Source organism: Alphaproteobacteria bacterium (assembly GCA_033762625.1).
Lineage (GTDB): Bacteria > Pseudomonadota > Alphaproteobacteria > UBA9219 > RGZA01 > RGZA01.
This window is the reverse complement of record JANRLI010000005.1, coordinates 16032-31222: the sequence shown is the minus strand read 5'-3', so window position 1 is coordinate 31222 and position 15191 is coordinate 16032. Positions and strand designations below refer to the sequence as shown.

Genomic DNA, 15191 nt, shown 5'->3' with positions numbered 1-15191 from the left:
ATGCCCACCTACAAAGCCCCCTTACGTGATATGCAATTTTTGCTGAACGAAGTTTTTGATACGGCCGCGCTTGCCAAACTTCCCGGTTATGAAGAAGCAACGCCCGATATGTTCCAGTCCATTTTGGAAGAAGGCGCAAAACTGTGCGAAGAAGTATTGCTGCCCATCAACCAATCGGGGGATGAAGAAGGTTGCAAGTTTAAAGATGGCGCAGTAACCACGCCAAAAGGTTTTAAAGAAGCGTACGAAACATTCACCCAAGGCGGGTGGATGGGCCTTTCATGCAGTAAGGAATTTGGCGGCCAAGGGTTGCCGTTGTTGCTGAACTTTCTGCTCGATGAAATGGTGTGTTCTGCCAATTTATCCTTTGGGATGTATCCGGGGCTTTCCCACGGCGCGTATAACGCCATTGAAAAACATGGCACCCCTGAACTCAAACAAAAATATCTTCCAAAAATGGTTACCGGTGAATGGTCGGGCACCATGTGCTTGACCGAACCACATTGCGGCACCGATCTTGGCCTCATTAAAACCAAAGCCATTCCAAAAGGTGATGGCAGCTATTCGATTTCTGGCACAAAGATTTTCATCTCCGCCGGTGAACATGATTTAACAGAGAACATCGTCCATCTGGTGCTTGCTAAACTTCCTGATGCGCCTGCGGGTGTACGCGGCATTTCCTTATTCCTTGTTCCAAAATTCTTGGTGAAGGATGATGGCGGAATTGGCGCGCGCAATGGCGCGGTGTGTGGTTCAATTGAACACAAAATGGGGATTAAGGCATCCGCGACTTGTGTCATGAACTTTGATAACGCAACCGGCTGGCTGGTTGGCGTTCCCAATAAGGGCATGAAAGCGATGTTCACCATGATGAACGAAGCCCGCCTTGCGGTTGGTCTGCAAGGGTTGGGTATTGCCGAAATTGCCTATCAAAACGGGCTATCCTACGCCAAAGACCGTCTGCAAGGCAGAGGATTAAAGGGCGCGGTATTCCCGGATAAAGTGGCCGATCCCATCATTGCACACCCCGATGTACGCCGCATGTTGCTGACCATGAAATCCATCACCGAAGGCGCGCGTGCCTTGGCGGTTTGGGTTGGCATGAATCTGGACATCGAGACCAAACATGCCGATGAAACCGTGCGCGAGGAAGCAGGCGAACTCGTCGCGCTGCTCACCCCCATCACCAAAGCCCTGATGACCGATCATGGCTTTGATGCTGCAAATTTGGCGGTGCAGATTATGGGCGGGCACGGCTATATCCGCGAATATGGCGTTGAACAATTTGTGCGCGATGCACGTATCACGCAAATTTACGAAGGCACGAATGGTATTCAGGCGCTTGATCTGGTTGGCCGCAAAATGCCGGAACGATTTGGCCGCATGTTGCGTCGCTTCTTCTGGCCCTGCGCGGAATTCATCAAGGAAAATTCCAATAATCCCGCATTTGCAGATATCTTGCCGAACTTTGCCAAAACCTTCCAGCGCTTCCAGATGATTTCATTGCTGATGGCGCAGCGCAGTTTCGCCAACCCCGAAGAAGCGGGCGCGGCCGCCACCGATTATCTGCGTGGCTTTTCACTGCTGGTGCTGGGCTATATGTGGCTGCTGATGGTCAAGACTGCGCATGCCAAGATTGCTGAAGGCAGCGAAACAGCATTCTATGAATCCAAGCTTAAAACGGCTGATTTTTATTTTGCCAAGGTCCTGCCGGAGATCAATGCACGCATGATGAATATTCAGGCGGGCGCAAAACCGGTCATGAGTATGAGTGCTGACTTATTTTAAGGAACGCGTGAATGGCCAAGGATCCCAAAGCACCCGCCTTCCCATCGGTCACGCCGAACAATTCCGTATGGCAACTTTCCAAAGACACCAACAAAGAACGTGTGGCAATGCCGGAACGGCTATTGCTTGATGCGGTGGAACGTATGGGCGCCTTCCGCGAAGGCCGCATCGCGGCGCATATCCATTTTTCGAAATTGCAGCATCATAACCGACGCGAACATTATTTGCGTATCGCGGCCGATAATTTTGAAAACCATGTTAAATCCTACGCTGGCCACATTTTCACGCTCAGCAATGGCGATTTGTTTTTCCTTGGCAAAGACGTTGAAATGCACTCGCTCATCGAAGCAGTGGATAAATTGCGCATTTTGTTTTCCGAAGATCCGCTCGCGCAATACCATTCCAGCGATGATGAAACCGGTGGCTTTGCCAGCTATTACGACTTTGAAGAAAATTACGATTTATTGCAGCAAGATGTGCTCATTTTATACAAGAGCATGGAGCGCCTGCGCAAAACCAAGGAAGCCACTGAAGCCAAGAACATCAAAACATCGACCCGTGGGCGCCCGTTTGTGCCCGGCGATCTGGCCAAGCTGATTTCCATTCTGGAACGCGCGGACCTGACCAATATTCTACGCCGTCAAATGGCATGTACGATTGATGAAACCGGCATTCCCAAACCATTGTTTCAGGAAGCATATGTCTCCATCGATGATTTGCAAAAAATCTGCACGCCGGATATCGATTTGCTTTCAGACCGCTGGCTGTTCCATTACCTGACGCGCACGCTGGATAAACGCGTGCTCACGCTGCTTTCCAATACTGGCATCAATCCTGACATGCCATTCAGTTTGAATTTGAATGTGCAAACCGTACTGTCGCCTGAATTTGCGAAATTTGATGCGCTTATCCCTGCGCAATTGCGCGGCCGCGTAGTGGTTGAAGTACATAAGGTGGATTTATTCAGCGATATGGGCGCGTTTGTATTTGCGCGCGATTTCCTTCGTGAACGCGGCTACCAGCTCTGCCTTGATGGGTTAACTCAACACACCTTGCCCTTTTTTGATAAAAACAAATTGGGGTTTGATTATTTCAAAGTCTATTGGGCGCCAGAAGGTTTGAACACCGCGCAGCCACCCGCCTTGGCAGAAGTGAAATTGCTGCTATCGGAATTTGGCGAGAAAAGTGTCGTCTTGTGCCGCTGTGATAGTGAGGATGCGATTACCGTTGGCCGCGAACTGGGCTTCAGGCAATTCCAGGGACGGCTTATTGACCGTCTGCTGGGTATTTCCAAAACCGGTGTTCCCATTCTCACCAGCAAAAAATACTAAAATTTACCTACACGTTTGCTGCAAACATGACTATATAGTCACGTCATGCAACCTATTCTTGTGCAAAATCTTTCTAAAACATTTGCTGGCTTTACTGCCGTTAACACAATCAACTTTTCGGTTGATGCGGGGCAAATTGTTGCGCTGCTGGGCAGCAATGGTGCGGGCAAAACCACCACCATGATGATGTTGCTGGGCATATCCCTTCCCTCGTCGGGCAGCGCGCATATTCTGGGCCATGATATGGCGACCCATCGTTTTGCTGCCTTGCCCGATATGAATTTTTCATCCCCTTATGTGGATTTGCCGCCAGCGCTTACTGCGGCACAAAATCTGTCGGTCTATGGTGATTTATACGGAGTACCCCATTTAAAAGCCCGCATCGACGAATTGGCAGTCGCATTACAGTTCAAGGATTTCCTTCATAAAAAATTCGGGAGCCTAAGCGCAGGGCAAAAAACCCGTGTCTCGCTTGCCAAAGCTTTGCTCAATAAACCAAAGGTCTTGTTACTGGATGAACCGACCGCATCCCTCGACCCCGATAGCGCGGATTGGGTGCGCAACTATCTGAAGCACTATCAACAAGACACCGGCGCAAGCATTTTAATGGCATCGCACAATATGCAGGAAGTGGAACGGATGGCACATCATGTGCTGCTGATGCATAAAGGCAAGATTATGCACCGCGGCACCGTCAACGAACTCTATGCGCAATTCAACCGCACTAATCTGGAAGCTATTTTTCTGGATGTGGTGCGCGAAACGGGCACGGCATGAACGCGGTGATTTTATCCATTCGTCGCATTTATGCGCTGGTGCTGCGTTACGTTACGCTGCTGTTGCATTCCATGCCGCGGTTGTTTGAAAGCCTCTATTGGCCGGTCATCAACACCATGTTGCTGGGCTTTATGAATTATTATCTGCTCAAACAACGCGGGATCGCGGAAATAAACTTCCATTCCATTTTGGGCGCGACCTTGTTGCTGGAATTTTTCCTGCGCAGCCAGCTCAGTTTCCTGTTGGTGTTTGTCGAAGAAATCTATTCGCGCAATCTGGGGCAGCTCTATACCAGCCCCATGCGTGGCTGGGAACAACTGGCATCGTATGTGGTTATCATGCTGATCCGCATGCTCGCTTTGGTGCCTGCGGTGGCATTATGTTGGGTGTTATTCGGCTATAATCTGCTTAGCCTTGGGGAATGGTTGTTGCCCTTTACGCTGAACATGCTGCTAGCGGGGGTTACCTGCGGCATCTTGCTCATCAGTTTGTTGCTGCGTTTCGGGCAAAGCGCGGAATGGTTTGGCTGGATGCTAAGCTGGGCATTCATCCCCTTCATGGGGGTTTATTACCCGATTGATATTTTGCCGCTCCCCTTCCAGCTCATCGGCCATGCCTTGCCTATCTCGCATGTGTTCGAAAGCCTGCGCGTACTTGCCGCTGGCGGGGTGGTTGACGCAACCTTGATGCTGCATGCCAGCCTCACCAATCTGCTCTACCTTGCTATTGCCATCTGTATTTTCTTCGCCACACTGCATGGCGCAAGAAAACGCGGGAATCTGCTCAATTTGAACGAGTAAGCCACACCCGCGCAGATTTTAGCACGAATACCCACTTGCCCTGTTTTGAACACAGGTTAAATCTATTATATTGCTTTCGAATCAATACCAAGGACACTCATGCGTTTTCTGCCTTTTTATGTCTTCCTGCTTTTTGCGCTGATCAGCGCGCCCGCCTATGCAGTCAGCGGTATGTCCCGCGAAGAAACGCAGCCATCTCCGCCGGTTAAAGCGCCCGATGACATCACCGATCAAAAAGAACTGCTGGTCAAGGCACAGGCCACGGTGGAATCGATGTTATCAAACCCTGATTATCCATCGCTGCTTAATCTCGCCACCAGAGCGAAAGCAATCCTGATTGTGCCGCGCATGATCAAGCTCAGCTTTCTTATTGGCGGCCATGGCGGCAGCGGTGTGTTACTGGCCAGAGGGCCGGATAATAAATGGAGCAATCCTGCATTCTATACCATTGGCGGCATCAATTACGGATTCCAGCTTGGTGGACAGTCATCCGAACTTATCCTAACCGTGATGAGCGAAAAAGGTTTGCGCGCCTTGCTTGACCACGAACTCACGCTTGGCGCGGATGCGGGCGCATCCATCGGCACGATTGGGCGCGGCGCACATGCGGCAACCGGTTTGGGACAAGATGCAGATGTCTATGCGTTTGCGCGCTCTGAAGGGTTATATGTTGGCATTTCATTAGATGGCACTGTCATTACCCCGGATAATGGCTGGAATGAAGCGTTCTACGGCAAAGGCGCCGTGCCCGAAGCCATTTTGGTCGAGCGCAAATTCACCTCGCCCAACGCAGATAAATTACTCGCCGCAATGCCATAAGAACGACGACCGTCGTTCCCAAGAAAAATCTGGGAGCTTATGCGAGCGAAGCCTTACGGCGTTTGAGTAAAATACTTTTAATTTGAACTAATTTCAAAATTGAAATTTTGCTGAAAGCATTTTGCGTTCATGCAAGTAAAACACTTGGAACGTATGCTTATCTCATATTCTAAGTTTTATTTTTGAGGGCAGCGACTGCTGACCCGCCCGCTAATACGGGCGTTACTTTAAAGGATACTTATGCTTGCTGTTTTAAACCACCGCGCAACCGCGTATCAGGAACTTCATGCCGCACGCACCACCTTGATGAACCTGCGCGCAAAACGCTCCGGCCTTTTCATTCAAACCAAGCGTAATCCTTTTTCCTGTCATGTGATTTTGAATTTGCTGGCAGATATTGCAGCCGCCAAGCTTGACGCGTTGCGCATTTTGCTTAGCCTTGATGCGTTTGAAAAACAATTGCGGATGAAAGCCCAGCAACGCAAAGCCATACGCATCTGGCTTGGCTCCACCAAAACACTGGGCATCCAGCAAACACCCATACAGCGCAAACGGATCGACGGGGTTACAGCCTTCCTTCTCACCACCCTTTGGTTACGCAGTTTGCCAAAACCGCGCCCATGATCTTTAAAGGTTTTTATGCGCTACATACGCTGGAATGGTATTTTCGTCTTTCTTTCTAACCCTTTGAACTATAATGATTCGACCTTGTCTTTTTATATTAAATGCACAACAAGATTAAACCCTCCTTCATACCCTGCCTCTATAGTGCGCTAGTCAACTTATCTATGGTTATCAAATAGTTACCTCTTATTAATGTTTACATGCTGCAATAGCGGTGTCAGGAAACAGATATGCTTTATCACGTTTATGACTTCTCACATCTTATGGCCGCGCCGATGCGCGCTTTGGCCGGTGTTACCAAAGCCATTTTCCAAAATCCGTTGATGCCTGAAACCGGTTACGCCCGTGTGATGGCGGCAGGTGCCGAATTAATCGAACGCACGACGCGCCGGTATGACAAACCCAAATGGATGCTGGACCACACCGAAATTGACGATGTGCGCATTCCCGTCACCATCAAAACCGTGATGCACAAACCGTTTTGCAATTTGCTGCATTTCGAACGCAAGACCCCGAATATCGATCCAAAGGTTTTAATCGTTGCGCCGATGTCGGGCCATCATGCCACGCTGCTGCGCGGCACCGTGGAAGCGATGTTGCCCGAACATGATGTCTATATCACCGACTGGATCGATGCGCGCCTTGTGCCGCTAAGTGATGGCAAATTCGATTTGGAAGATAATATCTCCTATATCATGGATTTCATTCGTGCCCTTGGACCCGAGGTCCATGTGATGGCGGTATGCCAGCCTGCGGTGCCGGTGCTCTGTGCAGTATCGCTAATGGCGCAGATGAATGATCCTGCTCAAGCACGCTCCATGACGCTTATGGGCGGCCCGATTGATACGCGCCGTGCGCAAACCAAGGTAACGCAACTGGGCAAGGACAAGCCATTATCATGGTTTGAACGCACCGTAACCACTACCGTTCCGCCCTATTATCCGGGCGCGATGCGCAAGATTTATCCGGGCTTCGTGCAGCTTTCCAGTTTTATGTCGATGAATATGGATCGCCATGTGGGTGAGCATCTTCGCCTGTTCCACCATCTGGTAAAGGGCGATGGTTCATCCGCCGCATCGCACCGCAAATTCTATGATGAATATTTATCGGTGATGGACATCACCGCAGAATTTTATCTGCAAACCGTGCAACGTGTATTTCAGGAACACGCATTGCCCGCAGGCACCTTCCGCTGGAAAGACATGATTGTTGACCCAAGCGCGATTGAACAAACCGCACTGCTCACCATCGAAGGGGAGCTGGATGATATTTCCGCGCCTGGCCAAACCATCGCCGCACATGATTTGTGCAGCGGATTGAAGGCATCACAAAAAGAAGATCACCTGATTAAAAGCGTGGGCCATTACGGTATTTTCAATGGCCGCCGCTGGAGAGGTGAGATTCAGCCGATTGTGAAGGATTTCATCCGTAAACATGCAGGCACCAGCACGGCTTCCAAAAAAGCCGGCTAACGCTACACTTCCCGTTTATCCCAGTTTTTGTCGCTGATACGCTTGGTGTTTGGCAAGCGTATGCAGCACGCGAATGCGTCGTTCGACAGGCGGATGTGTATCCATCAATGCGCCAAGCCCTTTTTCAATCCCGCGCCACATGATCTGGTTCAATTTATCCTGCCAGCCTGTAGCGGTCGATGATCCGCCCAGACGTGATTGGGTTGGCGAAAAGCGCTTCGCATTATGTTCAAGCTGGGTTAGCGCATGGGCAACATTCGCAGCATCGCCCGTATATAGCGCAGCGCCCCGATCACAGCGGAATTCCTGCCGGCGATAATGCGCCTGCAATAATGCGGGAACCACCACCGCCGATGTCAGCGCCAAACCTAGGGTGATAGGATTTTGAAAAGCCAATGCCTGCAACACGCCAAAGATAACCATTTGCGTATTGGCGCGCTGCATGCCGCGGGCGATAAGCTGGATCTTGTTCCATCCATAGGGATGCGCGACCTCATGCGCCACAACTGCAAATTGCATCACATGGTCACGGCTACGCAAAAAGGCGCGGTTTACGCCAATGCAGATTACATTATTTGATAACGTGGGATTGGTGCAGGCACGCGGCGACAAACTGCGTTCCTGATAACCCAGTATCGTTTCCATATCATCTTTATCGACAAAACGGATGGTGCGCATATCGCCGTTCTTGCGCATCTGGGTATAAAGTTCGTTGCGATACGCATCCAGCATGGGATGCGATACCTGCGGTAGTTTTTCAATCGCTGCGCTGGTGACTTGAATAAAGCGTTTCAGATCCTGATAGGCTTGCCGCGCTTCCTGCATTGCAAACCACCAGATCGCAACACCGCTTGCCTGCTTTGCAACATCAACCGACGAGGTTGGATCAGCAAGACCACCCGATAGAATATTCGTCACCTCAGCGCCAAGCGTGAGCATCATCGCCGCAGCCGCGCCGAAATACGCAACCGTCACCGCGCTGTCCCAGTGTGACCATGGCTTAATCGGGCGCAGATGCACAATTTCACTGCCCTGCAACCCTGCGACTTGGACTTTAAATGTCATAAAAAAATGCCCGATAAATTATATCGGGCATTTTATGGATAGATAACGAAAGTAAATAGATTAACTTTTGCGCCTATGGCTTAACCGCGTCTTTAACTGCGTCTTTGGCAGCATCTACTGCGCCATCCACGCTTGGTGGCTTGATATCCGGCGTACCTGCTTTCATCGCGGTTGGCGCATCGGCAGGGATAAATGCGTTCGATGGATTAATCACACCAGAATTTGCAGGCGGTGTTTCCGCCTTTGGTTCAGGTGCTGGTGCAGCAGGTGTTGGCACTGGGGTTGGCGCGGGTAATGGCGCAGGCACAGCCGGAGCTGTTGGTTGCGTTGGCACGGATTGTACAGGTTCTGGCGGCAAAGTTTTTGGCGGCGCGCCAGGAATAACTTGCGGTTTTGCTTCTGTGGGTGCACCGGCGGGGCTTGCACCACCATTCGGATCACCGCCTGCTGTGGGCGCATCAGGCTGTGTTGCGCCAGTGCTGGACGGGGTAATCGATGTTGATGTTACGGCGCTGCGTGATTTCTTTTTCGCTTTACGCAGTTTCTTTTTGGAAAGCGCCGCATCGGGTTTTGCTTTTGCTGCGGTGGCTGCTGGCACATCTGAATCGCACATCAGCAATAGCAAGCCAACATCCCCCGCTGACCAAATTCCCAAAATGCGTTTATTGCTGCGGTCTGCAGTAAAGGCGGCAACATCGCTGCCCACCGAGCGCGGTTTCTTGGGTTGCAAATTATATCCGCGCAATTTGAATTTGGCGTTGGTTTCTTCAAAAATACGGTCAACGCGCGCTTGCTCGCTTTGCTGCATCGGCCAGCCAAAATATTCTTGGGTCTTGCACGGCCGACCCAGTTCGAATGAAACCGTGTCGAGCGAACGACGGAATGCTTCCGATGCGTTCATGCGCAAGGGCTGATCATCAAAGGTTACGCCGGAAATATCGGAATAGCTGGCACGGCGCAATGTATCGTTACGAAGACCTGTCGGATTGGTGCCATCCCGCTTTTGCAATTCCTTTTGCGCAATCGCGCCGGTAAAAATCGGCGCGGGTGGTGGCGGGCTCATTTGCTCGCGCAATTGTTCGGGATAAGGGCGCTTGCCATCCCAGAATTTATCCTGCGCGCGGTTCTTGATCGCAGTAATCATTTCCGATGGTTCATCGACATTCGGATCAGGTGTTCCCATAATCGCGCGCGCATGCGCCGCCTTTGATGCCGGCGGCGCCTTTAATTCAAAACCGCTTTTCGGCTTCTTCGCGGTTTTGGCGGATTTTTTGCTTTTCTTGGCTGTTGTTTTTTTGGCGTGATGCGTCTTGGCATGATGCGCGTTTGACTGTGCGGCAGCGTAAGCATCCGAAACCGATAAAGTGCCAAATGCAGCTACCGACATAACGGCCAGCAAAAGCGCAAAACGGCTTAGATAAGTTTTTTTCATACCAAATCACTTTGAAAGAAACGCGAAAGACCCAAGGGTAGCAGCGTAGAATTGGGGAGCGATGATGTAAACAAACAATAAACGGATGATGCCAACCCTGACAGATTCCGAATCATTACCGGCGCAAAGTTATCCACAGAAATGCTTTTGATTGTACGGACAAGATAATTCCTTCCCATACTGGGCTGGTTCGCGAATCAATCCAACTGCTGCTGTTTCATGTCGATATCGGTATTCCCACTTTCGTCCAAACCCATTCTGACACGTCAAAGCGCCCGTCAAAACGAATTGATGCGGCAACGCGTTGCGCATGTTGGCCCGTTTGCCGATGGCGCGGTGGGGTTGGAAATTACGCCGATTTATCCTGCATCATCGCGGCTGGGTGATGGTCTGCCGCATCCATCGTTTTCCGCGCAATTGTTGGAACTGGGTTTAAAACACCAAGTCGAAGGGCTTATTCAAAAGGCGAATGAGCAACTAAGCTATCACGGCGCATTGCCATCATCTGCGCAAAGCGTTGCCGCGCGCCATTATGAACGTGCGCAGGATAATTTCGCTGCGGGCGAAGTTCATATGATTGAGCGTAATTTTTAAATAACTTACTTCGCGTACGCATCCATCGCGGTTGCTAACTGGATGTCCAGTTCCGTTACACCGCCCGCATCATGGGTGGTCAATGTCACCATCACCCAATCGTAAATATTGCCCCATTCGGGATGGTGATTAAGCTTTTCGGCTTTCATCGCGCAGCGCGTCATAAAGGCAAAGGCCTGACTGAAATTCTTGAACGTATATTCGCGCTCTATGGCTTTTCCGCCTTTGGCGAGCTTCCATTTGGGGAGCTTTTTCAAAGCGGATTTCACTTCAGCAGGTTTCAGGCAAGGGCGTGACATGAATGGTCCTTCAAGCAGCGGGGTTCTAAAATGAGCGGTTCAAGGGGATCGTTCCAACCCCTCTCAAACCCATTGATTTGAATAACATCAATCAATATAAGCTTTTTTACCCGTTGGTATAGTGATAAATATGCTTTTTCACAGCCCCTCTTGCTGATATGCTGCGCCCCTCTTCAGGTTTTTCCTTTCCCTCTTGCATGCGACGCTCCATATGAATGAAATCATTCCATCTTCTGCGCCAGTCATGAATGGCATGCCCGCTGGTATTGGCGAAGCACTTGAACTCAACGTCTTTGGCTGGCCATTTACCGGTCTTGTGACGTTATTCACCCTGCTGGTGGTGTTCGTGCTGGCCTATCAGGTCGGCGTGGCCCGCAAAAAATATGGCGTTCAGGTTCCAACCATGACCGGCCCTGAAGAATTCATGTGCGTACTTCGCGCCCATGCCAATTCGGTTGAATATCTGGTTATCTTTTTGCCGCTGCTATGGATTACCGCGCTAGCTGCGCGTGATGAAATCGCCGCCGCAATTGGTGTGTTCTGGCCCATCAGCCGGATTATTTACGCCATGGCGTATTACAAAAATCCTAAAAACCGCTTCCCCGGCTTCATCATGGGAATAAGCGTTATTGTTATCCTTTTCATCATCTCCGCCATTCAAATTGTACGCAGCCTGTTCATCTGGTAGCGTCACCCCCTCTTAGATACTAGAAAGATTTAGCATTGTTTACGCTCAACCCTATTATCATGTCCGGCCGCGAAGTTCTTCCCATCATCGAAGGCGGCAAAGGTATTTCGGTTTCCAACGGTGAAAGCTCCGGCGCATGGGCTGCTGCGGGTGGCATTGGCACATTTTCCGGCGTAAATGCCGACAGCTATGATGCCAACGGCAACCGCATCCCGCAAATCTACAAAGGCCGCACGCGTCAAGAACGTCATGAAGAACTGGTTGCCTATGCCATTCAAGGCGGTATCACGCAAGCCAAAACCGCCTATGAAATGTCAAATGGCAAAGGCCGCATCCACATGAACATTTTGTGGGAAATGGGCGGCGCAGAACGTATTTTAAAAGGCATCTTGGAACAAACCAAAGGCATGGTGCACGGCGTGACCTGCGGCGCGGGCATGCCATATAAAATAGCTGAAATCTGCGCATCCTACGGCGTTTATTATTATCCCATCGTGTCATCCGCGCGCGCATTCAATGCGCTTTGGAAACGCGCCTATCACAAATTTGCGCAGTGGTTAGGCGCGGTGGTGTACGAAGACCCGTGGCTTGCGGGCGGTCATAACGGCCTATCGAATGTCGAAGATCCGCTCAAACCCGAACCGCCATTCCCGCGCGTGAAGGCCTTGCGCGATTTGATGCGCACGCTGGGTTTGGAAAACACCCCCATCATCATGGCGGGCGGCGTGTGGTATCTGCGCGAATGGAAAGACTGGATTGGCAATAGCGAACTGGGGCCCATGGGGTTCCAATTCGGTACGCGCCCCTTAATGACCAAGGAAAGCCCGATATCGGATGCGTGGAAAAAACGCCTGCTCACCTTAAAAAAGGGCGATATTTATTTAAACCACTTTTCGCCAACCGGATTTTATTCATCCGCCGTAAAAAATCCGTTCTTGCTCGAACTCACCGCGCGTTCCGAACGGCAAATTCCGTATTCGGTAACTGCCGTGGGCGAACACACTGCGGAATTGCCGATTGGCCCGCGTTCACGCGGGGTATTTGTTGCCCCGCACGATAAAGAACGTGCGCAAGGCTGGATATCCCAAGGCTTCACCGAAGCGATGCGCACACCCGACAACACGCTTATTTTCGTTGATGAACCGCGCAAGCGCGAAATTCTCGCTGACCAAGTCGCATGCATGGGCTGTCTGTCCGCATGCCATTTTTCCAACTGGTCGCAGAACGAAGAAGGCACCACTGGCCGCAAGCCAGACCCGCGCAGTTTCTGCATTCAAAAGACATTGCAGAACATCAGCCATGATGGTGACGTGGAGAATTCATTGATGTTTGCTGGCCACAACGCTTACCGCTTTGCCAGCGACCCGTTCTATGCCAATGGCTTTATTCCAACCGTGAAGCAACTGGTCGAACGCATCACCACAGGTGATTAGTGCTGGTGATTAATTTGAATTAGTTATCTTGCGTATGTACGCTGCGTTGCGCCTGCACGGCGCGTAATAGCGCCGCTAACTGCCTCATCACGCGGCACGATGCTGCCGGTATAATTTTTTAGTTCATCCAAAACATGCGGTGGCGCATTGACGCACACGCTGCCATCGGGGTTTGTTGCGGTATTGTGGTCGCTGCCCACCAGAATACGCCATTTGCCGTTAAAGCTATCGGGCTTATCCAGCACTATGAAAAAGCCAATCAGTGGCGTTTTTGGGTTTTCAAGCAGATTGCCTTTTATCTCGGTCACCACAAGACCGCCAACCTTTGCGCCCTTGGGCACATTGGCACCTTCCCATTCCATGATGAAATGATGGGGGCAGTTCTCGACCACTTTTGCGGTAACCCAATTAACCGGATACATAATGCTCACCTAAAAAATTGGCCTGCGTTTTAATGCTGGAAATATACACCCGCAAAACGAAAGTATTCGCAGCAAAATTGCCCATTAATGAACCTTACCAACTCCGCGAATAGGATGCTGATTGCAGGTTGAAACCAAAGTGATTTGTGACTTATTCTAGCGCCTTCATTCCTTTTCCAGTGCTTTTCGCGCTTTTCCCTGATGTACACCCTTTACCACCATCCCCTATCGCCGTTCAGCCGGAAAATCCGGCTGTTGCTGGCTGAAAAAGATATGGCGTTTACACCGGTGATTGAAAAACCGTGGGAACGCCGCGCGGAATTCATGGCGCTTTCACCCACGGGTGAAGTACCGCTATTGGTCATCAAGGATGGTTTCACCCTTTCCGATACGCATGCCATTTGCGAATATCTGGAGGAGGTGAAAGACCGCCCGAACATGCTCGGCGATACCTTGGAAGAAAAAGCCAAGGTGCGCAGCTTAAGCGGTTTTTTTGACCGCGTCTTTTATGCCGATGTGGGCGTGACGCTGCTGGGCGAAAAAGCCTTGAAGCGTTTGCAAAGTTTGGGAACGCCCGATGCGCTCACCATCCGCAAGGGCTATACCGCGCTCGATGAACATATGAAATACATCAACTGGCTGGCGGGGCAAAATAACTGGCTGGCGGGCGATGAATTATCACTGGCTGATATCAGCGCAGCGGCACATTTATCGGTCATTGATTATCTGGGCGATATTATGTGGGATAAATACGATGATGCGCATATCTGGTATGCGCGCATTAAATCACGGCCATCCTTTCGCCCACTTCTTGCTGATCATATCCCTGGTCTGCCACCGCCGCCCAATTACGCTAATCTGGATTTTTAATTCAATCAAAAGGAGCCTGCTATGATGCTACGCGCACTTGTTCTGCTATCTGCCCTTCTCCTTCCTTCCCTTGTATATGCGGGCGAAGAAGCCAAACCCGATGACATGATTTCCGTCAACCTCGTTTCCGAAGGCTGGGTGCAGGCCAAAGCTGCACGTGTTACCGTTTCGGTGAATGCCGCAGTGGTTGGCGAAAAGGCCAGCTCGACGCGCGATACGATGATCAAAGCCGTGGGTGATCTGGCATCAAAGACCGCCGATAATAAAACAGAGTGGCGTTTAACCAGCTTTAACCGCAATCAGGATCCCAGCGGCATTGAACAATGGGTTGCGCTATTCGAAGCGCGTCTGCCTGAAAGCGAATTGGGCGGCATTCAGGCCAAGGCCAAGACAGCCAGCAAAGCAGGGATGCAAATCGCCGTGGTCAGCGTTGATTTTTCGCCAACCCTTGCCGAATTTGAAGCGGTGCGCGCACAACTCCGCAAGGAGTTGATGGCACAAGCAACCAAGGAACTTGAAACCATCAACGCTGCCTATCCGGACCGCAAATTCCGCATCGCAAATATCAGCTTTGGCGGTGCAGGCGGCATCATGCAACCGCAGGTAATGATGATGAAAGGGCGTATGGCGATGATGGATGCGCAAGTTGCATCCGCACCGCAAATGGAAGGCGTAACGAACAGTATGGGCGGCGTTGAAACATCGCAAAAGATTGAAATGAACGCATCCGTATCCTTTGCCGCGCTCGCGCCAGTAACACCTGCCGCCAAATAACAC

At 50.8% G+C, this 15191-nt stretch carries 16 protein-coding genes; 12 read left to right on the top strand and 4 right to left on the bottom strand.

Annotation, left to right across the window (positions count from 1 at the left end; all coding sequences use genetic code 11):
- The 7 genes from SFW65_02370 to phaZ all read left to right on the top strand — a co-directional run bounded on the left by SFW65_02370 (nt 1) and on the right by phaZ (nt 7611).
- Nucleotides 1-1788: an acyl-CoA dehydrogenase C-terminal domain-containing protein gene (locus SFW65_02370; protein MDX1921958.1), complete on the top strand. Its 1788-nt coding sequence runs from the start codon at nt 1-3 to the stop codon at nt 1786-1788.
- 11 nt (nt 1789-1799) lie between these two features.
- Nucleotides 1800-3119 carry a hypothetical protein gene (locus SFW65_02365; protein MDX1921957.1) on the top strand — a complete coding sequence of 440 codons (1320 nt, stop codon included), beginning with the start codon at nt 1800-1802 and terminating at the stop codon, nt 3117-3119.
- Between the two features lie 45 nt (nt 3120-3164).
- A complete protein-coding gene (locus tag SFW65_02360; GenBank protein MDX1921956.1) occupies nt 3165-3896 on the top strand; it encodes an ABC transporter ATP-binding protein in 732 nt (243 codons plus the stop codon).
- Nucleotides 3893-4696, top strand: a complete 804-nt coding sequence (locus tag SFW65_02355) for an ABC transporter permease (protein ID MDX1921955.1) — start codon at nt 3893-3895, stop codon at nt 4694-4696. Before SFW65_02360 ends, SFW65_02355 begins: the two co-directional genes overlap by 4 nt.
- A 99-nt stretch (nt 4697-4795) precedes the next feature.
- On the top strand, nt 4796-5515 hold the full coding sequence (locus SFW65_02350; protein MDX1921954.1) for a lipid-binding SYLF domain-containing protein: 720 nt from the start codon (nt 4796-4798) through the stop codon (nt 5513-5515).
- A 240-nt stretch (nt 5516-5755) separates the two neighbouring features.
- Nucleotides 5756-6139 (top strand): hypothetical protein, encoded by a 384-nt coding sequence (locus tag SFW65_02345; protein MDX1921953.1) that lies wholly within the window; start codon nt 5756-5758, stop codon nt 6137-6139.
- A 230-nt stretch (nt 6140-6369) separates the two neighbouring features.
- A complete protein-coding gene (gene phaZ / locus SFW65_02340) occupies nt 6370-7611 on the top strand; it encodes a polyhydroxyalkanoate depolymerase (GenBank protein ID MDX1921952.1) in 1242 nt (413 codons plus the stop codon).
- Nucleotides 7612-7626: 15 nt separating this feature from the next.
- Here the strand turns inward: phaZ and SFW65_02335 are convergent, their stop codons facing one another.
- Together SFW65_02335 and SFW65_02330 are read right to left on the bottom strand one after the other, a co-directional pair.
- Complete coding sequence (locus tag SFW65_02335; protein MDX1921951.1) at nt 7627-8676, bottom strand: M48 family metalloprotease; 1050 nt, start codon at nt 8674-8676, stop codon at nt 7627-7629.
- A gap of 73 nt (nt 8677-8749) precedes the next feature.
- Complete coding sequence (locus tag SFW65_02330) at nt 8750-10108, bottom strand: hypothetical protein (protein MDX1921950.1); 1359 nt, start codon at nt 10106-10108, stop codon at nt 8750-8752.
- A 219-nt stretch (nt 10109-10327) separates the two neighbouring features.
- Here SFW65_02330 and SFW65_02325 point away from each other — a divergent pair, with 219 nt between their 5' ends.
- On the top strand, nt 10328-10702 hold the full coding sequence (locus SFW65_02325) for a hypothetical protein (protein MDX1921949.1): 375 nt from the start codon (nt 10328-10330) through the stop codon (nt 10700-10702).
- A gap of 5 nt (nt 10703-10707) precedes the next feature.
- Here the strand turns inward: SFW65_02325 and SFW65_02320 are convergent, their stop codons facing one another.
- Nucleotides 10708-11001 (bottom strand): 4a-hydroxytetrahydrobiopterin dehydratase, encoded by a 294-nt coding sequence (locus SFW65_02320; GenBank protein ID MDX1921948.1) that lies wholly within the window; start codon nt 10999-11001, stop codon nt 10708-10710.
- A gap of 211 nt (nt 11002-11212) precedes the next feature.
- Between SFW65_02320 and SFW65_02315 the strand changes: the two genes are divergently transcribed.
- Entirely contained in the window at nt 11213-11689 is a 477-nt protein-coding gene (locus SFW65_02315) for an MAPEG family protein (GenBank protein ID MDX1921947.1), read from the top strand.
- Nucleotides 11690-11748: 59 nt separating this feature from the next.
- The gene (locus SFW65_02310) at nt 11749-13122 is read left to right on the top strand and encodes a nitronate monooxygenase (protein ID MDX1921946.1); all 1374 of its coding nucleotides are present in this window, start codon (nt 11749-11751) and stop codon (nt 13120-13122) included.
- Nucleotides 13123-13145: 23 nt separating this feature from the next.
- Here the strand turns inward: SFW65_02310 and SFW65_02305 are convergent, their stop codons facing one another.
- The gene (locus SFW65_02305; protein MDX1921945.1) at nt 13146-13544 is read right to left on the bottom strand and encodes a hypothetical protein; all 399 of its coding nucleotides are present in this window, start codon (nt 13542-13544) and stop codon (nt 13146-13148) included.
- 201 nt (nt 13545-13745) lie between these two features.
- Here SFW65_02305 and SFW65_02300 point away from each other — a divergent pair, with 201 nt between their 5' ends.
- Together SFW65_02300 and SFW65_02295 are read left to right on the top strand one after the other, a co-directional pair.
- A complete protein-coding gene (locus tag SFW65_02300) occupies nt 13746-14414 on the top strand; it encodes a glutathione S-transferase family protein (protein MDX1921944.1) in 669 nt (222 codons plus the stop codon).
- Between the two features lie 21 nt (nt 14415-14435).
- On the top strand, nt 14436-15188 hold the full coding sequence (locus tag SFW65_02295) for a hypothetical protein (protein MDX1921943.1): 753 nt from the start codon (nt 14436-14438) through the stop codon (nt 15186-15188).
- Nucleotides 15189-15191: the final 3 nt, after the last annotated feature.